This window comes from Pseudomonas sp. Z4-7 (assembly GCF_051131965.1).
Taxonomy (GTDB): domain Bacteria; phylum Pseudomonadota; class Gammaproteobacteria; order Pseudomonadales; family Pseudomonadaceae; genus Aquipseudomonas.
Genome location: NZ_CP071642.1, coordinates 1,588,896 through 1,608,873, shown reverse-complemented (window position 1 = coordinate 1,608,873; position 19,978 = coordinate 1,588,896). Strand labels below are relative to the sequence as shown.

Annotated in this window: 20 protein-coding genes and 2 pseudogenes; 12 read left to right on the top strand and 10 right to left on the bottom strand. The window is 52.5% G+C overall.

All coding sequences use genetic code 11. The annotated features are described in order from the left end of the window. The first annotated feature begins 521 nt into the window (after window positions 1–521). The 4 genes from J3P91_RS07175 to J3P91_RS07160 all read left to right on the top strand — a co-directional run bounded on the left by J3P91_RS07175 (window position 522) and on the right by J3P91_RS07160 (window position 5,282). Complete coding sequence (locus tag J3P91_RS07175; RefSeq protein WP_434603125.1) at window positions 522–1,451, top strand: hypothetical protein; 930 nt, start codon at window positions 522–524, stop codon at window positions 1,449–1,451. A gap of 200 nt (window positions 1,452–1,651) precedes the next feature. Then, a complete protein-coding gene (locus tag J3P91_RS07170; RefSeq protein ID WP_434603124.1) occupies window positions 1,652–2,863 on the top strand; it encodes an ABC-three component system protein in 1,212 nt (403 codons plus the stop codon). Next, window positions 2,860–3,345 carry a three component ABC system middle component gene (locus tag J3P91_RS07165; RefSeq protein ID WP_434603123.1) on the top strand — a complete coding sequence of 162 codons (486 nt, stop codon included), beginning with the start codon at window positions 2,860–2,862 and terminating at the stop codon, window positions 3,343–3,345. Before J3P91_RS07170 ends, J3P91_RS07165 begins: the two co-directional genes overlap by 4 nt. Then, entirely contained in the window at window positions 3,342–5,282 is a 1,941-nt protein-coding gene (locus J3P91_RS07160; protein WP_434603122.1) for a DUF3732 domain-containing protein, read from the top strand. The genes J3P91_RS07165 and J3P91_RS07160 overlap by 4 nt, the downstream gene beginning before the upstream one ends. A gap of 687 nt (window positions 5,283–5,969) precedes the next feature. Here the strand turns inward: J3P91_RS07160 and J3P91_RS07155 are convergent. Then, window positions 5,970–6,311, bottom strand: coding sequence for a hypothetical protein (locus J3P91_RS07155; protein ID WP_434603121.1), 342 nt, complete (start codon window positions 6,309–6,311; stop codon window positions 5,970–5,972). A gap of 16 nt (window positions 6,312–6,327) precedes the next feature. Continuing rightward, window positions 6,328–7,206: a hypothetical protein gene (locus tag J3P91_RS07150; RefSeq protein WP_434603120.1), complete on the bottom strand. Its 879-nt coding sequence runs from the start codon at window positions 7,204–7,206 to the stop codon at window positions 6,328–6,330. 87 nt (window positions 7,207–7,293) lie between these two features. Here J3P91_RS07150 and J3P91_RS07145 point away from each other — a divergent pair, with 87 nt between their 5' ends. Continuing rightward, window positions 7,294–8,373, top strand: coding sequence for a helix-turn-helix transcriptional regulator (locus tag J3P91_RS07145; protein WP_434603119.1), 1,080 nt, complete (start codon window positions 7,294–7,296; stop codon window positions 8,371–8,373). 391 nt (window positions 8,374–8,764) lie between these two features. On the opposite strand, the gene J3P91_RS07140 is transcribed toward J3P91_RS07145, so the two are convergent. Next, window positions 8,765–8,977 (bottom strand): hypothetical protein, encoded by a 213-nt coding sequence (locus J3P91_RS07140; RefSeq protein WP_434603118.1) that lies wholly within the window; start codon window positions 8,975–8,977, stop codon window positions 8,765–8,767. 525 nt (window positions 8,978–9,502) lie between these two features. On the opposite strand from J3P91_RS07140, the gene J3P91_RS07135 reads away from it, so the two are divergent. Further along, window positions 9,503–10,120: a hypothetical protein gene (locus J3P91_RS07135; protein ID WP_434603117.1), complete on the top strand. Its 618-nt coding sequence runs from the start codon at window positions 9,503–9,505 to the stop codon at window positions 10,118–10,120. 221 nt (window positions 10,121–10,341) lie between these two features. Here the strand turns inward: J3P91_RS07135 and J3P91_RS07130 are convergent, their stop codons facing one another. Further along, entirely contained in the window at window positions 10,342–11,346 is a 1,005-nt protein-coding gene (locus J3P91_RS07130; RefSeq protein ID WP_434603116.1) for a metallophosphoesterase, read from the bottom strand. A 252-nt stretch (window positions 11,347–11,598) separates the two neighbouring features. On the opposite strand from J3P91_RS07130, the gene J3P91_RS07125 reads away from it, so the two are divergent. Continuing rightward, window positions 11,599–12,066, top strand: coding sequence for a hypothetical protein (locus J3P91_RS07125; protein ID WP_434603115.1), 468 nt, complete (start codon window positions 11,599–11,601; stop codon window positions 12,064–12,066). A gap of 206 nt (window positions 12,067–12,272) precedes the next feature. Here J3P91_RS07125 and J3P91_RS07120 read toward each other — a convergent pair whose 3' ends face one another. Then, on the bottom strand, window positions 12,273–14,231 hold the full coding sequence (locus J3P91_RS07120) for a hypothetical protein (RefSeq protein WP_434603114.1): 1,959 nt from the start codon (window positions 14,229–14,231) through the stop codon (window positions 12,273–12,275). A 407-nt stretch (window positions 14,232–14,638) separates the two neighbouring features. Here J3P91_RS07120 and J3P91_RS07115 point away from each other — a divergent pair, with 407 nt between their 5' ends. Then, the gene (locus tag J3P91_RS07115) at window positions 14,639–14,947 is read left to right on the top strand and encodes a DUF7693 family protein (protein ID WP_434603113.1); all 309 of its coding nucleotides are present in this window, start codon (window positions 14,639–14,641) and stop codon (window positions 14,945–14,947) included. On the opposite strand, the gene J3P91_RS07110 is transcribed toward J3P91_RS07115, so the two are convergent. Beyond that, on the bottom strand, window positions 14,919–15,710 hold the full coding sequence (locus J3P91_RS07110) for a GIY-YIG nuclease family protein (protein ID WP_434603112.1): 792 nt from the start codon (window positions 15,708–15,710) through the stop codon (window positions 14,919–14,921). The two genes, J3P91_RS07115 and J3P91_RS07110, sit on opposite strands and share 29 nt — an antisense overlap. Before the next feature lie 57 nt (window positions 15,711–15,767). After that, entirely contained in the window at window positions 15,768–15,965 is a 198-nt protein-coding gene (locus J3P91_RS07105; protein ID WP_434603111.1) for a hypothetical protein, read from the bottom strand. Window positions 15,966–16,148: 183 nt separating this feature from the next. Between J3P91_RS07105 and J3P91_RS07100 the strand changes: the two are divergent. Further along, window positions 16,149–16,355: pseudogene (locus J3P91_RS07100) on the top strand (DUF1206 domain-containing protein); the annotation flags it as partial. Between the two features lie 33 nt (window positions 16,356–16,388). On the opposite strand, the gene J3P91_RS07095 reads toward J3P91_RS07100, so the two are convergent. From J3P91_RS07095 to J3P91_RS07085, 3 genes are all read right to left on the bottom strand, one after another. Beyond that, window positions 16,389–16,592, bottom strand: coding sequence for a hypothetical protein (locus J3P91_RS07095; RefSeq protein ID WP_434603110.1), 204 nt, complete (start codon window positions 16,590–16,592; stop codon window positions 16,389–16,391). Between the two features lie 12 nt (window positions 16,593–16,604). Continuing rightward, window positions 16,605–17,012, bottom strand: a complete 408-nt coding sequence (locus J3P91_RS07090; RefSeq protein WP_434603109.1) for a hypothetical protein — start codon at window positions 17,010–17,012, stop codon at window positions 16,605–16,607. Between the two features lie 226 nt (window positions 17,013–17,238). Continuing rightward, a complete protein-coding gene (locus tag J3P91_RS07085; RefSeq protein ID WP_434603108.1) occupies window positions 17,239–17,973 on the bottom strand; it encodes a hypothetical protein in 735 nt (244 codons plus the stop codon). A 3-nt stretch (window positions 17,974–17,976) separates the two neighbouring features. On the opposite strand from J3P91_RS07085, the gene J3P91_RS07080 reads away from it, so the two are divergent. From J3P91_RS07080 to J3P91_RS07070, 3 genes and pseudogenes are all read left to right on the top strand, one after another. Further along, window positions 17,977–18,513, top strand: a complete 537-nt coding sequence (locus J3P91_RS07080) for a helix-turn-helix domain-containing protein (protein WP_434603106.1) — start codon at window positions 17,977–17,979, stop codon at window positions 18,511–18,513. 183 nt (window positions 18,514–18,696) lie between these two features. Continuing rightward, window positions 18,697–19,305, top strand: a pseudogene (locus J3P91_RS07075) (histidine phosphatase family protein); the annotation flags it as partial. Between the two features lie 27 nt (window positions 19,306–19,332). Then, window positions 19,333–19,848 (top strand): DUF7693 family protein, encoded by a 516-nt coding sequence (locus tag J3P91_RS07070; RefSeq protein WP_434605020.1) that lies wholly within the window; start codon window positions 19,333–19,335, stop codon window positions 19,846–19,848. The last annotated feature ends 130 nt before the right edge of the window (window positions 19,849–19,978 follow it).

Below are 19,978 nucleotides of genomic sequence, written 5' to 3'. Positions count from 1 at the left end.
TGATATCGGTTGAGGTCTGAGCTCATCCTGCATAGGCTTAATGACTCTGCTCAGAGTCGCATGGGCATTTGTCTGAGTGTGCTCAGCTGCAGATCAGACCTTGCGCCCAGGGCATTTGAACGTCGCAATACACGGTGTCGTTATCGTCTGGCGTACACATCGGACTCTCTCCATTAAACTTCATCAGCTCTGCATTCCATTGCGGCGATGTTTGTGCATGCCCCCCCTACGGGAAAAGTCTGTCGTAAACCGAGCATTGGCAATGCCTGCTTCTCAAACCTTTGGACTTCCATCCTGCACGCCATACCCTCCGCTTGCGACCGCCAAAGCGAACTCCACCCCATCATGATCAAAGCCTAAATTGTCGGAAGTTGAATCTCAAATTCTCCGCCTGCCCCCCCGATGCAAGTGCGTGTCGCGCCATGACCTAAACCATCGGCTAAGCTTGCGGATACAGAACTTGGAAGCCGGACTTAGGGCTGCAAGAAAACATAGACTATCTGCATAACCAGGTGATGCACATGGCAAAACAGCTTTCCCCTGCTGGGGTGATGGCGCTCAAAGAGGCGCTCTGTTCGGTGTACTGGTATAAATCGGAGCTCAGGGGATTTTTACATCTTTGTCTTTCCACGCCAGCCATCCTTAACCGGTTTCACTGGGACAACTACAAGCGCCAGATTGCCTCGGACGTGGTCGATTATTTGTGTGCTAATGCTGAACCCCATCTGGGTGATCTGACGAAGATTTGTTATGAGCTTTGTAGAATTACCGACTTCTCTCATCTTCAACGCTTGGAAGATGGCCACCAGAAAGTGGAAAAAGCTAGGAGTGCAGTCAACCAGCTCAGATCATTGGTAGAGCCACATCAGGACGTCAAAAAAGAACAGGACGAGATTAAGCGCAGGCAAGAAGTCGCCGCCAAAAAGCTCCGTGAAAACGCTGCTGTACGGCAGAAGCTCCAAGCCATAAACACACGATATCTGGCTCTGATTGGCTCTGACAATGCACAAACTCGCGGCTTCGAACTGGAGCGCGTAATGTATGAAGTGTTTGAACTGTTCGACCTTGACCCAAAGGCCTCGTTTAAAAATAAGGGAGAGCAAATCGACGGAGCCTTTTCGTTGGACGGAACTGAGTATTTGTTCGAGGCCAAATGGCAGAAAGGCCCAGTCAACAAGGGTGATCTCGCAATTTTCACCGACAAGGTGAGAACCAAGCTGGACAACACGTTAGGGATATTTCTATCGATCAACGGCTTTTCCTCGGATGGCGTTGCTGCACACCAGGCTGGAGGAGCGTCAATATTTCTGGTTGACGGAGGAGACCTAATGGCCGTGCTTGAGGAACGTATCGACTTTGTAAGTTTGCTGCTCAGGAAAAAGCGTCACGCAGCGCAGACCGGGCAAATTTATCTCAGTTACTACCAGATGGTTGCCTCTGGGGCTGTCTAGTCACATCTCGAAACGAGCCTTGATCATATCGATATGGCCCCCTAAATCCCGACTCTCGGGGTAGCTTCGAAAACGTCGAGGGAATCGACCAGCCTGAAATCATCGTTCAGTCTTTTCAGCCCCAAAATAGTGGCATTCTGTTACCATGCGTCGTGTTCGTCTGTAACGACCCCACTGAATTCAACAGGAGCCAAGGAACGGTGGCCGATTTATCAAGTGGTTCAACGGGGCACGAAGCCGGCGCTTCCGCGTTAGGCTTTTATTACCAAGCCCACTATGCCTTGCTGTCGCTGTTGCGACATTCCACGGATGATTCAGCAGTTTCCATCGAACGCCTCGATGACGTGCAATTGGAAGTGAATGGCCAGCACCTGCTCATTCAACTCAAGCATTCTCTCTCTAAACGCCCACCTCCCATTTCACTCAGCTCAACGGCGCTTTGGAAGACGATCAAGGCATGGATCGATACGCTGCCGAGTGTGTCTCTTGCGTCGACCAGATTCCATTTGATCGCTGTTGGGGTCATACCGGACGGCTCTCCTCTGCTTTCGTTGTGTGAAGGAAACACTGATCGACACTCGCTTCTCATGGCAATGACAGAAGAAGCACAACGAGTCGTTGACCGACGTACCACCTCCACCAAAACGCCCCTCCCCTATGTGGATCGAGCGCCAGGATGTGAAGCCTTTTTGGCGTTGAGTGATTCGAATCGTTTGAATTTGCTAAGGCAAATCGAGATATTCCCGAACAGCCCTGATATCACTCAGATCGAAGCCTTGATAGCTCAGCAGCTGAAATTGACACCTGTCGAGTACCGTCCCAGTGTGACAAAGAGACTTGTCGAATGGTGGGGACTTCAGGTTGTACATTCGCTGTGCGGTATGAGAGACCGAGCAATTTCGTTTACCGAATTGCAGCACATGTTGATGGAGATCGAAAGCGATCTGGTCGAGGACAACTTGTCGTGGGAGTTTGAGGACGCGATGTTTCCTCCTGGTCATTCGCCCCACCGCATGCTTGAACGGCAAATTGCTTTGGTCAATGGCAGTAAGGTCGACCTGAAACGCTCCACTCGAGATCAATGGCGAGCCCATGGACAGCGCTCGAGTTGGGTTTCCGATAACCCAAGTATGAAGCTCAAGGTCGCCAAATACGACTCCCGACTGATCGAATACTGGTCTGACCTGCATGAGCAGATGGCATTGGACTGCGAGGATAAAGATGAAGCGATCAAGCGAGAGAGTGGCCTCCAGCTTCTGAGGTGGGCTTATGACGAGGCGCCTAAGAACGTGGAACCGATCTCTACGCCGAGTCGCCACTTCTACATACGAGGCACCTACCAAACTCTCTCGATAGACCGTCGAGTGGGTTGGCACCCTGACTACATTAAACTTCTGGAGGATGAGTCTTGATAGTCGCTCACGACCTCTACGCTGAAACGAATCCTGCGTTCTGTGCCTATATCCTCGCGACCTTCACATCGGCGTACGAAGAGGAAAAATCTAGTAGTCCGGAGATGTTGCTCTGCTATGCAGCATTGCCGATTGCGCTGTCAGGAAATCTGGAAAAAACATTTCTGGGGACTAACCGCCTGACAGGGCTTCTTGAGTGGCTACAGAGAAATCCGGTCATCCAGATTGACCTCCGCGAACGCATCGATAGCTCGGCAGACATCGTTACTGAAGCCATCCAATATGGTTGTTTTTCGAAGCTCTTCAGTATCAATGAGCAAGGCCTTTTGTCAGCAGGGCCGAAGTCCACGAATAAGAGCGCGATCAATCGGCTCAGCTCTCGTAATTTGAATGCCTTCAAACGTGCCCGCTCACTGGGATATTGGATGGCAATGGCGGGAAGCACCCGCACTACACTCAACATGATGGGGTTGACCGTATGAATCGCTGGAACATTGCGAGCATCTTTTTCCTTGGGGAAGAAGGTCGACTGAGAACAATCACACTAGAGCCTGGCGTGAACATCATCACTGGCGCCTCCGGTACTGGAAAATCGACGCTGATCAAGGCTATCGATTACTGCTTAGGATCGAGCGAGTGCGAACTCGCGGCGTATGTGCGCCGTCACAGCATCGCGGTTGGAGTCAAATGGATCTCCGATAGCGCTGAAATGATCACGGGACGCATCATTCCACCACTCACTCAGAAGAGTAGTGGGAGTATGTTTGTCAGCACCGGCAGAGACCTACCGCTCCCTCGGAAGATCAGTGAGTTCGAAGGCGCTACCACGCTCAAGTCAGCGAGGGCACTCATTGAGCGAGCGTTTGGAATTGGGGATCTTGCTGGAGACTCGTATGAAGCTGGTGTGCAGCGCTGGAGAGCTTCAGTGCGCCACGCCACTGCCTATATGTTTGTGACCAAAGAAGTCATCAACAACGAGAAGGCGTTACTCCACGGCCTAGATCAGGCAGACGAAGCAAAGGGCATAATTGAAACGATGCCTTATTTTCTCCGTGTGGTAAACGAAGAGTCCGTGATCCATGAACGGAAGCTCCGTGAGCTGCGCCAACGGTATGACAGGGAAGAGCGCCGTCAACGTACCCAGAAAGCGACCGACAGTGAGTTCAGGACAGTGGCAATGCGGCTTTTGATGGATGCTCAGCGATGCGGCATGATCAGCGCTCTCCCGGACAGTCAAGCTACGGACGAAGAACTCAAGACCGCCCTTGTTGCAGCTCGCAGAAGCTCAGCCAGTCGCTCGGTCAATCCTGACGAAAACGAACTGCCAGCGTTATACGCTGAGCGGAAAAGGCTGCTGAACCTGTTGGATTATCAACGTCGCAGAGTACGCGCAACTCAGACCGCGCTAACTGAAATGGAGGAATTTAGAGGCACAGTACAGCGCCAATACGAAAAGCTGGAGATTTCAGAACACATCCGGAAGATCGGCGAAGTGTGCCCTGTTTGTGACTCGCCTTCCCAGAAGGGACGGTCAATAGCAGGTGCTTTGCAGGCCACCCTCCAGATCATCCGCTCAGAAAGTGTTGCTGTGGAAAGCGTAAAGCCACGACTCGTGGAGCATGACCAAGTGCTTCATGACGAGCTCAAAGGCATCAATGCCGATCTCAAGGCAGTGAACGAGCGGATCGCAACATGGGTGCGGCAAAATGAAGAAAATAAAAGGTTTGAGTCGGCTTCGACTTATCGGGCGAACCTGCTAGGAAAAGTCTCATTATTTCTTGAGCTCAGCCCTGCTGAACGGCCAGCCGCAGTTAGCCTTGATGTGCTGCGCTCTCAGATTGAAGAGCTGGAAGCGAAAGTCGACCATGCTGCCAGGAAGGTGCTATTGGATAGGGCTCAACGCAAGGTCTCGGAGAGAATGACGAAATCAATCGTTTATCTGCCGACCAAAGAGCCATGCGTTGATGTGGACATTGAATTTTATGCTCGTCCACCCGAGGTAGCGGTCATCGAACGTGGACAGAATGCCGTCCTGCGAATGATAGACCTAGGCTCCGATGAAAACTGCCTGGCTATTCATGTTGCCCTCACCTTTGCCTTGCAATCGTTCTTCAAGGACGTTGGAGCGCCAGTACCTGGCTTCCTGGCTTTCGATCAGATAAGCCGCCCCTACTACCCGACTCGTGGTGAAGATGAAACCTTCCTCACAGGTGAAGACGAAGAAATTCTCGCAATGCGCAAGCACATCAATTTTTTATTCAATGAAACGGCGGCTCAGAAGGATCTCCAGGTACTGCTGATCGAACACGCCTACTTCGCTGATGATCCCCGCTATGTGGGTGCGACAAGGGAACGATGGACTCGCACCTCTGGGAATGCATTGATCCCAATGGACTGGCCGCAGCGATCTGAGCAGTGAAAACAGTCGACTGAGTGCTGTTTCCGAAGATTTCCATTTTTAACTGCGGATAACGCAAAGGCGTTACTGGTACGTGCCTTCGTGAACCGAGCCTTGGAACGCCTGCGTCTCGGCCCTTCGGGCTTCCATACTGCACGCCGCGCGCCCCGCTTGCCCATATCGATCCGACATCGCGACCTACCGTGTACTTGAAAAAAAGTCTTCGGCACCTGCCCACGCGTACGGAGATCATCATCCGTTTTCAGTGCCTCGATTCCGACCGGTAGTCAGTCAGTCGACGATAAAGGGCCGCTATGATGCGAGCGTCTAGCCCCCTTGTTCGCATAGGAAGCCATCGTACCTCACAGCCGCGAAGGTGAACCTCCATACCGCGACCGCCCACGCGACCTCGAAATGCGGACGTCATTAGAGAGCTTAAAGCCATGGACTTTGACAAGACGGCCATCGCCGAAAAACTCGAGATCGCCGGGATGCGGTTCGCAGTAACTGGAACAATCGAGCCTTTACCACTGACAGCACGGGGCGCATAAACCGGAGGGAGGAGCCGGACAACCTTCGCCAGACTTATTGAACCGCCCTAAGCGGTTATTCTCTGAGCGTTTATCCCGGCAGTCCAAGGGCTGCTGAGCATGGACTGGAACCAGTTCGACCGGACGTTCCATACCCATCCCCTGCCTAGCCCTGACACTATTTCGTCCGGGCCCGAGCGATCATGGCATCCAGCTCAGCGAGTAGCTGATCGACATCTATTTCAACAAACTCTCCGGGGTTGAGGATCTGCTCAATCACCTCGGGACTGAAGTCTTTGAAAACCTCCTCCTCGCACGGGCCAACAACCCAAACACACTCCGCCTTAGTGTAAAACTGATGCAGTGCGCCGGATAATTGGAGCTCCCCCAGCGCAGCATCAAGCTCTCGACAAGATACGTGTGGTACCTGCTCGGCTATTCGGTTCCCCAACAAGGAGTGGGAAATGCCCGATCCAACCGATGCCAGGATCAGCGCCTCCAGATTAAGTTGGTCGTTCATTCCCCGATCCCCTCGCTCATCCGATTCGTTGGCCAAGGTCGTACCCGATCATGAAAAGGCCCATTTCAAGCTTACGAAGAGGATTCCCGAACCCCTCATGAAAGCGGCTCGCGCGCGCCAATGGATGAGCCAAGGCTTCGCTGAGCACCCAGCTCGCCCGCATATTCCAGAGTGCGTGGTGATGACCTCGTCGCAGCCGGGGAAATTTAAAGTCACACTCCAAACTCGGATCGCGGTTCTTAGGCGCAACAGTGTTCTGAGCCTCCTTTGCGGGCGCCCAAGGGAAACGAAGCCCGTCAGGGAGAGAGGTAAGTTTTCTGTCACCGCAGTATTTCATGACTAGCCAGCCCATAGCAGCAGCGACTCGGCTGTCGTAGATGATGAAATTCTCGCAGATCAGCGAATAGACCTTAGTCATGCCTGCATTGAAGCGCAGATCGCTGAAGAATTTAGGGCTATCCAGATCTCCATGTCGCAGAACCTCAGCAACCTGCTCGATCATCGCTGCCAAACCCACTCGATTCTCTTCAAGCCAGCGGTTGTTCTTAGCAGAAACACCACCCCAAGACATGGTGGCCTGGGTTCCCCGCAGCATCGAGTCGTCGCATGCAGCCGCGCTGAGGTCAGCGGCTAGAGCCTCAAGGGCTTTAGTGTTGCTATTACCACAACTGCCCGCACTTACATTGAGATGGGCCACCCCTGGGTGATTCCATTCGTACTGCTCAAAAGCGTCATGAAGACTGGAGAACTGCCAGATCTTGCGGGTCTGGCGGTTGGTGTAATGATGCTCTAAAGGCTTGTTAGACCCCAACTGATCAGCAAGCCATTCAATGAAAGCATTGACCTCAGCGCGGTCTTTGTAAGCTGGGTACTTCCGGTGCGAGACCTTAATCATGCGACGCTCCATTAAGTTCGGTGGGTTTTCTTGCTGGCAAAGTGATACTGACTCACAATAAGGACAGATTTTGTCTGTGAGTTCGCTATGGTTAATAAAATTTCCAAAGAAGATAGACGCAAGGCACTCTTAGGTATGCTGCTGCGGGAGCGTCGCTCCCTGCTTACCGAGGATCTGCACGCTCAGCTGACACATTGGATTGAACAGGTTCCCCACCTTAAAACCACATTGCGCGACCTGCAGACCCTTGCTTCGGAGGGACTGATCACCGGTGAAAAGCCAGTAGGTCAAAAATCCTACCGGTGGAAACTGCGAAAAGCTCGCTTAGATCTCGTACTGACACCCGCTGAATCGATGACGCTCGTAGCAATACTGCAGCATGCCGAGCGCTTCGGGTTCAAAGTGGTAACCGACCAGCTAGTGGAGCTTCGAGATTACGCGCTAGGGGTAATAAGCCGAAACTCAAAACACGACCTGATCGGCCAGGGCAGAATCACTACGGGCACTCGCTTCATCACCCTACTGCCTGGTGCTTACGATCCGGCGCACCTTGAGCTCATCCAAGCGGCCATGCTCGACGGTCAGTCGTTAGAGGTCGTCTATAAGCCACGCGATGTTGGTGATCTCGAATGCACATATATTTTGAGGCCTCTAGCGCTCTCCTTCCAAGACTCCAATGTCTATCTGTCGGCCTACGTCGAATCTGAGCAGTGGCCTGACGGTAAGATGCCGAAGCGGGATGCCCTGCGCGGGAAGTACAGCAGCAATGGGCCAGGCAAGCAGTGCGTGCTCATGCTTCATAGGATGGTTAACATCAAGACCTATTGGCAAGATACCCCTGAGCCAGAGGGATACAGCGTCGGCGCATTCGTAGTGCAGAGAGATCTAAATACCATTCATGAGGAGGCTCCTGTAGAGCTGAGGCTGCGTCTTGAAGCGAATCTCCTTAACCGCCTCACTGAAAACCAGCTAAATGAAACTCAAAAAATCGAACACACCTCTATCGGTACCATCTTGAAATGCTCAATTCAAGATACCCAAGGGCTGAGACTGTTTTTGCTTAGCAATGCAGACGAGATCGAAGTCCTAGAACCGCCTTACCTTCGCGACCACATCAAAAATTCATTGCGCCGGGCTTTGGAAATGTACGCAAGCGACAAGGTGTGATGGTGACTGTAGGTGTTCAGGTCTGGGATGAGGCCGACGCGAATCACATCGTGGCAAATGTAGATCGCTGGCACATCACGTTTTATAACGACTGCGACGCGCTCAGCTACCGCCAACATGCTCTAAGTCCGGATGGGCAGCTTGGCTGATCGGTTGGGTGCTGATCCGGTGGCGCTGCTGATCACACGGCAGGATCAGACGCATGAGTGGATGCTGAAGGCGCTTCAGCTGTTTCGGAGCGTGACCCCAATGGGGGTCGGCTGTCGTGAACCAAACCGCCAAAAGCGGACGTCTTGGTCATGCGGGCTTCCATCCTCACCCGCTAGTTTGCTGACAAGCTACCGCACCAAACTTGGCCGCTATTAATTAAAGCTCAACCTCCACAGTAATCCTATGTGCGCTTGATGCGATGCTGAAGGTATTTCATCGCTTCAGGACGAAAATCAATCTCGTGCACCCCTACCAGCTGATGGATCGTTCGCTCCTCGAAGCTTAACTCTGGATCGACCACCAACATGCGATCCGAGTCAAAGCCAATGACCCCGGCATCCATCAGTCTGTGAAGGGACGCAGTCAGGAGGATGCCATTGTAGGGATCAGTCAAGGCTGGATCATCCTCTTCACCAGCTTGGTTTTGTGCGTGCCCCTGCGGGGATGGCTGTCGTGAACCGAATCCTGTCTATCGACAGGGTTCGGCCCTCCGGGCTTCCGTCCTCATGCCTTCGAACGTCCTGGTCTGCGCGCTCCGCTTGCATAATGACTTAAGTCACTTCTCGGCTTAGACATTACTCGTAGCTCCTACATACTGCTTCCATCCAGTAAGTGGTGGAGTTAGCCCGATGTCATGGTCACTTTGGAAAGATAAACGTCCTGAATGGGTGCAGGCAGAGGAACGAGCGTTCATAAAGGCTGTGAACAGTTTGAGAACGCTACAGATAACTACGCGGGTCGGCATGAGAATCGACCCTGAAGAACTCAGAGACCAGATCCTTGCATCACCAGAACGGTACAAAGGGCTGGTGAAAAGATAGCGGTATCGGAGCAATTCCTTAGGGAAGCTGTTGCCTCAAGGGATTAGCACCTAGACTCTATCCAGCGTCCTATGGAAGGGGCAATTTCAGGAGAACACATGCGCATACTCATTAAATATCAAGATGGTGAAGGCTGCATTACCGAACGGGAAATCTCGGATTTGCAAAAGGAAACCGATATTCTCATTGGCGCGTTTTGCCACGCCCGTGATGAATGGCGATCATTCAATATAAATCGAATAATTCATGCGGTAGCTAAAAACACGGGAGAGTTGATTAACCCTTATAGGCTTGTGCCGGAGATGCGTGACGAGCAGTCTCTCGACTCGCTGACCTGGAAGTACCGACAGGCTATCAAATCGGTGAAATTTTTCTGTCTCACCACTCGAGGATTCGGTAAGCGCGAGCGCCCTCGGATCGTCGATTTCGTCAAAGACCTAGTGTATACGTCACAGCACTCCGAAGAAGATATCAGCGAGTGGGTCAACAACCTCTGGTGCGCAGACCTTTATCGATACCGCGATGGTGACGTTGATGAGTACAAAGGACTGCTAGAGCAAATCCCTTATTCACTGCTCGACCAATGTCGAGAGTGCGCGCTGAAGATAGTCGTGGGCTCAGGCCGAAAATCCGAAAACCCCGACTGGTTGCAGAGAATTGATGAAGAATTCAGTTCTCCCCCCGTAGTGCGAAACCCGATCAGTCCCGGGGTTTGACCTTGTCGAAGGAATGAATGATGAAGTTTTTACGGGACGCACGAACCCTTAAGATCAAAGCTGTCAGCTCCCTTCGTATCGGGATGCAGTCCCTTCAATAGCTTTGACGACGATGGCCGTATCACTACCGTGTTATTCCACCTTCAGCACGCCTGTGAAATGCTGCTGGTTTAGTGGCGAAAGCGTCCTGAGATCCATATTGTGAAGCCCAGAACAGCAAATCAGGCGCCGAAAAGCCTCTGAAGCAGCTGCTCCGTCTGCGTTCCACTGTACCTTGCCTTCAGCTCATCAAGCTTGGCACCTCTGCGCTCGCCGGTGAGTAAGCTTAGGCCGTGTAACGCGTTAATAAGCTTCTGAGATTCGGCGTCATCATCTCTCATGCTGATCCACGACGAGTTCGCCTGCTTGGCCAACGCTTCAGCCTTGCCGCTGAGCCTCTGCGATTCAATCAACCTGTTACCGCTTACCTCGGTCTTAAGCTGACTGAGGACTTGCTCTAGCTCCTGCAACTGCCCTGTGATGATCTCTGCACCATCAAGTGACACAGGGCGTCCCTCTACATAGATCACATCCTCCTGGATGCAGTAGATTGCTAATGGGCCATCCCCTCCTCCCGTGCAATCAAGCGCAAGAAAATTCCCCAATCTCAGCGGTTTCGGTATCCACGTATGTCCCGAGCACACTCTCCAGATGCCGGTAACACCATCACGATAATGCTTGATGATCCGTTCCCTGCCCCACAGAGCGATCTCTTCGATCTGAGCATTGTCTAGGCTGCCAACAAACTCCTGCCAAGAAATCCCTGCCGGCACATCGGCATGAACGACACCGACCAGGCCACGTGCGGACTGAATTTCTATGGCGGTCGGAAGACGTTCCAGCCTTTCGATCACCATTCCTTTCGACTCATCGGCGATGGTTGCCCACCAACCCGCACCGTGGGAGCTGTAGCGCGCTTGTGGATTCTCACGGTAAGCGTTGATCAACATTTGTTCGTGATTGCCCTGGACACAAAAGAACCAAGGTTCGCCGAGCAGCTTTAGGCCATCTAGCATCCCAGGCCCACGGTCGATCAGATCACCTACAGCAATGACCCGATCAACCGCACTGTCAAAGCCGAGCGCACGAAGACCCTTGTGCAGCTCCATGGTTTTGAAGTGGATATCACCAACTACAAAGTCACGACCAAGGTCGTTTTTGGGGAGGCGTAAAAGCGCCTGCTTCATTTTGGATCGGTACTCCGGAGCGTTTGCCGATGGGTTGATTGAGTAGCTTCATTGTACCCCCTTGTCAGCAGAATGAGCGCCGCCAACCTACCCTTCCACTACTTTTCGAGCTGTCGGCGGCAAGAATTGGCGGCCATGTGCTACTATTGAAATTGATAGATTTCCTCTGATCATCAGTTGTCGTAGGTAGTAAAGCTGGTACAAGCTTCAAACATTCAAAAACATCACTCTATACAACGACGGAACGTTTCGATGTCCTTTCTCGTGCCAATCTTGCTCGCCGTCCTGACCTTTCCTTTTCTGCAAAGCCGCCTTTGCAAGGGACATTACAGTTTCGCGAAAACCTATTTCGGATGGGGGCTTCTGGGGACAGTTGCACTGTCGCTCGGCATCTTCTGGCTGCTTGGCCCGATTTTCTTTCAACAGGATCACGGCAGAGGTGATAGGGCAATTTCGGTCACCTTCAGGATTTGGGTTCTCGTGACTTCGTTCTACATGATAGGCATCTGCATTGGTCTCAATCACATCCGAAAAAGAGACGATCGTCCGCTGTTGAACCTCTACATCATCATGCTCATCGTCTGCACTGCTTTATTGTTCCTATCCAGCTTGGCGGCAGCGCCCGTTTACTGGTTTATTTACGGAGTGACGGCCTTCATCGCATACAAAATGCGGACGAACCAAAATCTTGGGGAACCGCCCAAATCCTGGAATGACTGAAGGAAGCCAATGAGCCGTCTGTGTGCACGCGGATGAGCGCAATAGGTTGTATGCGTAGCGAGAGCTTATGGACTAGCAGTTGAATAATTGGAACTATAGCGATGAGAACAGGCCTGTGGCGGCGCAGTGCCAAACCTCTGTTGCCATGCTAAATCTGCTGACCTCACTGCTAGCAAGCTCGACACCCCACGGTCTTTGGCTGCAGGTCAGGTCAACAGATCTCCCCATTTACGCTGCAACGCTTGCTCGTCTGCCACTATCTGCTGGGTAAGCGCGGTGATCCATTCGGTTGCAAAGGTGTTCGCCTCCCGCAGCAGCGACATAATATCGTCGACCTGAAACTCACCTGGTTGTTGTACCGCCTCTGCTTCGGTAAGCATTTTCCGCACCATCATGTTCAAGTCTTGTTTGGAAACGACTTTGGCCAAGCCGTAGGCCATGGGAACCGATTCGCCTTCGACGTCTACCACTGCACCTGGCAACTCCAGATACTTTTCGCAAATCATCAAAAAACCCGTGAAGAAAGCTTCAAACACATTGTCGTGGCGTAATTGCTCCGGAATTTTGTGGTACGAGAAACCGTACATGAACGAAAGCGCAAAAAAGATGTGCGACTCCACATCGGCTTGGGGCTCGCCCGATAATTTATGCGCCTTGGTCAGTACAGCATTGAGGCATTGAATCGGCAGACTGAACAACAATACGTCGTCGGCATCGGTGAGTTCAGCTTGCAGGGCCTGCGAGATGCCGCGCATTTTGGCGATGGCGGTGGCGCCATCGGCCACTAATGATAATTGGTCATCGCCCAGCAAATTATCAAGCTGTTTGTCGAAACCAAGCATGGCCACCGATACTGGCGCTGCCAAATTTGGCTGGGGCTGGAGTTCTTCTTGCAGCAACTTGTCGAGGATCTTGTCGCGATTTTCCAGCACGAATTTGACGAACACATGCTCCTTAAGCGCCAGTCGCACAAAACCGGGCAAGAAGGCGTAAAGGATGCTAGCTAGCTTTTCGATGTTTTCATCGTTTCGCAAAGCCGCCATCGACGCTTCGCCGGTCTTCTCCTTCAAAAAAGGGATAATTCTCGATTTGTTTTGCTCAATGGCTCCGCCGACATAGCCAAGGAGTTTGTCCTTGGTGCCATTTTTGGCAGGCGCAGCTGCTTTTTCCGGCGTGATTTTTTCCGTCTGCGCAGTCACCGTGCGCACGGGTGCCTGCTGCAGAAAAACCTCAGGTTCAATGAATGTAAGCGATTCCACTTCATCGTTGGCGGTGTGGGCGGGCTCCACCGGCGCTGGTATTGCGGCGGGGGAACCGATCACTTCGCCAGCGCGCGCAGCTTTCAATTCCGCATTAATCGCGGAAAGGAATGGCCCGAGTTCCTTTTCGCCAGCCTGAGTTAGCGTGCCGATCTTGCGGCCATTGATATACAGGTCGCGCTTGATCAAATTAATAGTTTCAGCGTGGCGCCAGAAGAACAGCCGGGGCGAATCCATCAGTACCTTCAGGGCGAAGGTTTCGCGACCAAACAGCAGCCCTTCCTTTGCGCCGCCGAACAGCGTGTCATCGATCAATATCAGCACATCATCGGCGACCAGAGATCCGCCATAGGACTCGAGCGCACCTTGAAGTTTTTTCGGCGGGATGTTGGGTGTCACGAACACCCGCTCGGGCGCTAAGCGCTGCGCTGCAGCGACCATGCGCTGTATCACTTGCTGCACCTGCACATCGGAAAGCTCGGCTGGGCCGCCGACCACCACTTGGGCGCCCGCCCCGCCAGCACGAACCACTTCCCGCCATTCACTCAACAAAGAAAAAAAGTGCTGGAGGTTTTTTTTGTCCACCACGGACATGCTCGTGACGGCTTCGCCGTTAAGGTGGATTTTGGCGCCTTTTGCTTCCAGCTTTTCCACATCCTTGAACTCGAAAGGCTCCATGTCGGCAAATACTTCTTTGAAGCCAAAGAAATCCTCTGCGATCAACGCGCCTTCTTTTCCGCTACCAAACACCGTGTCGTCTATCAGAACCTTAATGCTAGCTGGGTCTTCATTTAGGCCATACGAATCCAGTGCATTATTCAGCAGCTTGAGTGGGATGTGCGGGGCGACGTAAATACGGTCGGCGCCCGAATAACGTTTGGCTGCAAGAAACTCCAGTAACAACATATGCGCACCTTAAATTCGGCCGCCAGCTCCGAGCAAGCAGGTTTAAAATGGGATCCAAAAGCATTTCTTAGCATGCTTTCGGCCGATCTACCGCAATCTTGAGGTCAAGTCTTGTCATACATACCACTTCACGTGCCCTGCTCGCGTGAGTGAGCATGTTTGAAAAAAGCCCCTCATGGTAATTTTCACGACATTTTTCTGAGCAATCCGGCCTTCGCTCCGGATCATGTCCAGAGTCGGATGGGCATTTGACTTCGTGAGTATGCCCAACATCTACGGCAGCTGACGGCCCCGCCCTAGGGGCATGTGAATGTCGCAGTACACTGTGTCGTCATCGTCCGTCATACCCATCGGATTTCTCCACTCAACCTGGTCGTTTTCCGCCGCGTCCGACTAGCGCGTTTTTTGTGCGTGCCCCTGCGGGGAATGGCTGTCGTGAACCGAGCCTTGGCAACCCGGCGTCTTGTCCCTCCAGGATTACATCCAAAACGTCGCGCGCTCCGCTTGCCATACCTATCAATCTCTACAACGATTGTGTTGAGCTCAATTACCGCGAAAAATGCAACAGTCCGGACGGCAGGCACTTACGATTTGATCTTGGAAACCGATTCGGAACAGATCCGGTTGCGCTGCTAACCTACGGCCCTGCGCCAACTTCAAGAGCTTGGAGCGTAACACCGGGTTTAGCTAGTTCCCATTCAGCCCAGCATCTCTAGTAAGCAGGCGCCTCTTCCATTCGCTCTCGAGCTGCATCATCTGCTTCTCGCCAGTGTTCTTATCCGCGATCTCCAAGATCGAGAAATAAAAGCCGTTGGTAAAAACACTGCCCTTTTCAGCTTCCAGTGCCTTGAGCCGCACATTCCCCCCATGCCCACCGTGAGCATAGGTTTCCCACCGTGCCCAAATGCCTCCCTCTCCCGTTGCGCTACCCACGTAGAGCATGTGGTGCTCACGATCTGAGATGAGGTAGACGCCGGCCACACTGCTCAAAGCAGACCGCCAAGAATCGATCTGTTCTTTTACAATGACCTTGAGTGTTCTGTGACTGATATCTACGGCCTTGAAGCCAGGGAAGTCGCCCACGGTCATTCGCTTGGCTCGAAGAGAATGCACCCGCATGTCATGCACAACCTTGTCGGCATAAACGTAAGCCTGACGTCCTGAACGAGCGTACTCAAGGATTAGCCGCCCCTCGAGTTCCTCAAACCCAGCGAGGTGGCGATAGGTATATTTCCACTTGGTTTTTGTGTCTGCGGGCCTCTTCGTAGGCACCAACTGGTCATACACACCGGCGAAAAGCCAACGCTTTGTGCCTGGCATCTGGATCAGGCTAATCAGATACTCACGGCTGAAGTTTTTGGCGTTTTGGTAGGACTGCCATTCATCAAAAGTGCCCGCGATGAATTCGTCGATTGGCTCCTCCACTTGGTTGAAACCAGCCAAATGGATCTTTGCTTTCCTGAGATCGAGGTCGCGCATGTAGTGTTGCAGGAGGGTTAGAAACACTTTGAGATTCCGTTCTGTTGAAGAGGACGTTTATGGCTGAATGCCTTTGATTTTTTCCAGCTTCATTTGGTATCCCTGGCCTGGCTGTGTAATCGTCTCAGTCTCGACCGTCTGAACGATTCGACCTTCCGCATCCTTGGTAACTGAGATGCTTTTGCTATAGGCAGTTTGCACGCAACCAGAAAGAGCAGTGATTGCCAACAGCAGGAGGGCAGCATTGAGTTTCATTGTGGATTCCGTTTCCAAATTTTGGGGTGGCAAGCTTACAAGTCGAAGTGGCCTAATGCCACCCCCTCACCCGAACGAGCTCCTCCATGAAAATTAGGTCTTAGAAAGTGCCTACAAATGCCCTGCTCCTAGCGGCCACCTACTTCAACACATGTTGAGCCAGCCCTGGCCTGCGCCAGAGGGTTGCTGGCAATTAACGGTTCTGCTTATCAAGCGATGGATCCACCTGGCATGAAGGAGGCTCTAGACGCGCTCCAGAATCTACCAGCCGGATGATTGATTTTGATGGTGATGGCATTAGGGTTGATTGCTTTCTCGGTTTACAGCTTCTCTGAAGCTATCTGGCGCAGGATCAACATGGACGTACCTGGAGTGCCGAGCAGGGACTGATTAGAAACGGAAGTTTCAGGGCCATGAGGAGCCTTACTCGCACCAAGGCCCCCACGTTGGCGGGTTGTCTACGATATCGATGGACATACTGAGCTCGTCTTGCATGTGCTCGAGGACTTTGTCGAGACGCGGATGAGCTTTCGATTCTCGCAGTGCATTTACTAATCCTAGGAGCTCTCGGCCCTGGGCTAGCGGCATCTGGATATCGCAGTATACCGTGTCATCCTCTTGTCCCATGCCCTCACCCGCTCAGTCTTTTTTAGATTTATTTCTTGCGGCCCTATGCTGCTCCAGATGCCGCATCTCTGCTTCCCAACTCGCCAGGAATTTATCCCAGTCTGCGGCGTATGGCCCATCAACCAATTTGGTCGATCCGATGCTTGCCTGGTGGAAACGTTCCCTCCAGGGCTGCGGAATAGTTTCCTCCAAAATGATGTCGATTCCGGAGTTATGACGCCTCACCGAGACAGAGTTACGAACCTCAATGAGCTCGAGTGGCTTATCGCTACAGGGGGTGTCGTATCGTTCTTGGACGTCGAGGCTATCAAGGATGGTGAGCAGTTCTGAGGCATTCGGATCACCAGGATGGAAGCTGGCAAGCGCCCACAGAACTCTTCGCCTAGTTCTCTCACGCTCGCGGAGTAAATCGCAGGTCATTTCAGCCTCCTTTTCACAAAGCTCGGCGGTGGTTATGGCGTTCCGCCTTCGGCGGATGGCTGGCGTGAACCGAGCCGTGGCAAGCCACGTCTCGGCCCTCCGGGCTTTCATCCAGCACACCTGCGCGCTCCGCTTGCATAATGCGTAGCGCGCCGGGATTTGCCTGAGTTCAGTTCCTAGCGAAATTGTGGGCCAAACATTTCGCTTTCCCCGCCAGCCGCGAACACTACTCCTTATGAAACTTGCTGAAGCGACTCGACAGAGTTGAAGGGGCAATAATTTCCCACGATTCCGGCCTCGAGGTGGCACTGAAAACTACCCAGGCACGCCAAAGAAAAAATAGTGCAACCAACCCTGCTTCAACTATCGTAACCACCGTAGCGTTATACATATAGCTTTGATCTTGCCCGAATAAGAAGATCAATGCGAATAAAGAAGGAAACCAGCCGATGAGAAATACCATGCAGAATGCGAGAGCGGCGGTGCCCGCCAAAATCATGGGCACCATGAGCCTAAAGGAAGTAGCGAACATTTTCTCGCCACTTTCTTTTTGAACACCATAAATCATACCAATATTTTTTTCTTTATTACTACTGTTCTTGAACATCCCATAAAATGTCACACTTTGGCCAACCTCTAATTCTTCGTAAATTTTATTGGTCAATGTCAAATTAGGAATGATCGATCCATCAATACTGATCTTGGCTTTGTAGCCACCCTTCATGGGTATAACTGATCGAACATAGTCGAGCTTTCCTGAAACCTTTACGCAATCAAACTTCATTACAACATTTACCTTGTATTCACGTAATAGAGTTCTGGGGCGGTTGAAATCAACAGCTTCCCCCAAATGTAAGCATTTCCCGGTAGCAGGGAGGTGCGTGCGGAACATCCTTCTGCGAGGAGCCTCTGGCATTTCCCTGCGGGTCGGCGTTACGCAGGTGATATCAACCAGCCACACCCGATGCTGAATATATTAGATGGAATGGGTTTTAGCAATGTGGCCTTATCCTCGCATTTGGAGATTCCAATGCTTGCTAGGGACTCACTTGCCGCTGTCCTGCGCGTTCTCAGACGCGCACGCGACCTGAAAGCAGAGGATTTTTCGACCGGCATCGACCCCACTCACGTGAACAACCTTGAAAACGGTAAAGTCAGCGTATCGCTTGAAACGCTCGAGTCCGTAGCAAAGATCCTTGACCTCCGAACCATCTCGTTGCTGGTGCTCGCCACAAGCCTTCGCGAAAAAATATCGCCTCAGGAGTTGCTAGCCGAAGTAAAAACGGAAGTACGCGAGTTTTCTTCGCCACGTTTTTTGGCCGATTTCGCAAGCCAAATCGAAAATGGCGAGTTGGTACGCAGGCCGTCGGGAGCTCAGGTTTCCCAGCAAAAATTGGCTGCTGTACGTGAATGCAAGGTTGCGGGCATGACTCAGCGTGAAACAGTGATGAGGCTCGGTTTACCTGCCTCCACTGTGCAACGTTACTGGCACAAGGAATAGCTTCCTCACCACAGTGCTGTCGGGATTCTCAGAGGCTCTCCACACCCACCAATCCTGACTTGCCCATGCAGACCACTGACCAAAGGGTTATCTTTGGGGCAACAATCCATTGACTCTACGTCATAAGCCGCCGACATCAGCAATGGATGGAACGCGCTACGTACCAGCCTGTGAGAATATTCGATGAAGCATGTCAGGCTAATCAGGCACGGTGAAAGCGCCGCCAACGCCGGCAAAGCCAGCCTGGATCACGCGAGCATCCCTCTTACGCCAAAGGGTGTCGAACAAGCGCGCCTAGTGGCAGGGTCATTCGTCCAGGCCCCAGATCTGATCGTTGCCTCGCCGTTCTCCCGAGCCCAAGCAACTGCAATGCAGACAGTGGCTGCTTTCTCTTCAGTACCATTTGAAATCTGGCCCATCCATGAATTCACCTACCTCAAACCTGCGCGGTGTACCAACACGACCGTTGCTCAGCGGCGAGGTTGGGTGGAAGAGTATTGGGTCAGTGAGGATCCAGCTTTCAGGGATGGTGATGGCGCAGAATCTTTCCTGGACTTTATATCTCGAGCCCAGTCTTTCCTGAATCGACTTGCAGATCATCCTGCTCATGACATTGCTGTGTTTTCGCATGGGCAACTCATCAATGCAGTGGCGTGGCTCATCGAGCGCAACCCACAGGAAATCGATGGCCGTGCGATGGCCGATTGGCGTGAGTATGAGATCGCTAACCACGTGCCCAATTGTGGTGAGTGCCTGCTTTCGAAAGATCCCGACGAAGCCGGTTGGAGAGTGAGCCGGTCAGCCCCTAAGGAATCACGAATGGATGCAACTTGGCGAGTATCAGGCAGAGCCTATCAAGTCGCTCGTGATCCTGAGCGCCTGCTCATTGAAGAGCGCGCCGAAGCTCTCTCAGCCGCAGGCTATCCGCTGCTAGGTGATGATCCGGCGATGTACGCTGAGCAAAGGCTGAAAGCTGCCAGAGAGGCAGCTCGTTCATCTCCGGTAGGTAGCGTTAGCGAAAACACTGCGGCTGAGCTATCCGCAAGAGAGGTATCCCAGGTACTGAGGGAGGCGATTTTCGGTCGCAGCGTCATGAGTAAGGTTGGTCATGAATCGTGGGACGAGATTTACGCCGGCCACTTCCAGATCAATGTAGACGGTTGGGAGATATCGATTTACAACGACTGTGATCAGCTCGACTACTGCGAACAATGCATCAGCCCTGATGGGCGGCGCTGGTCGTTTGACTCGGGGGATCGCTTTGGCACTGATCCAGTAGCACTGCTCAGCACATGGGAGCATCAGACACTAGAGCGGATGCTGAAGGAGTTGTGAGTCTGATTTAACGTATCGTTGCGTGCCCCTACTAGGGAACGGCTGTCTTGAACCAAGCCTTGGCGTAAACGCAAGCGTCTCGGCCTCCGCGCTTCCATCCTCACACCTGCGCGCTGCGCTTGCATGATTA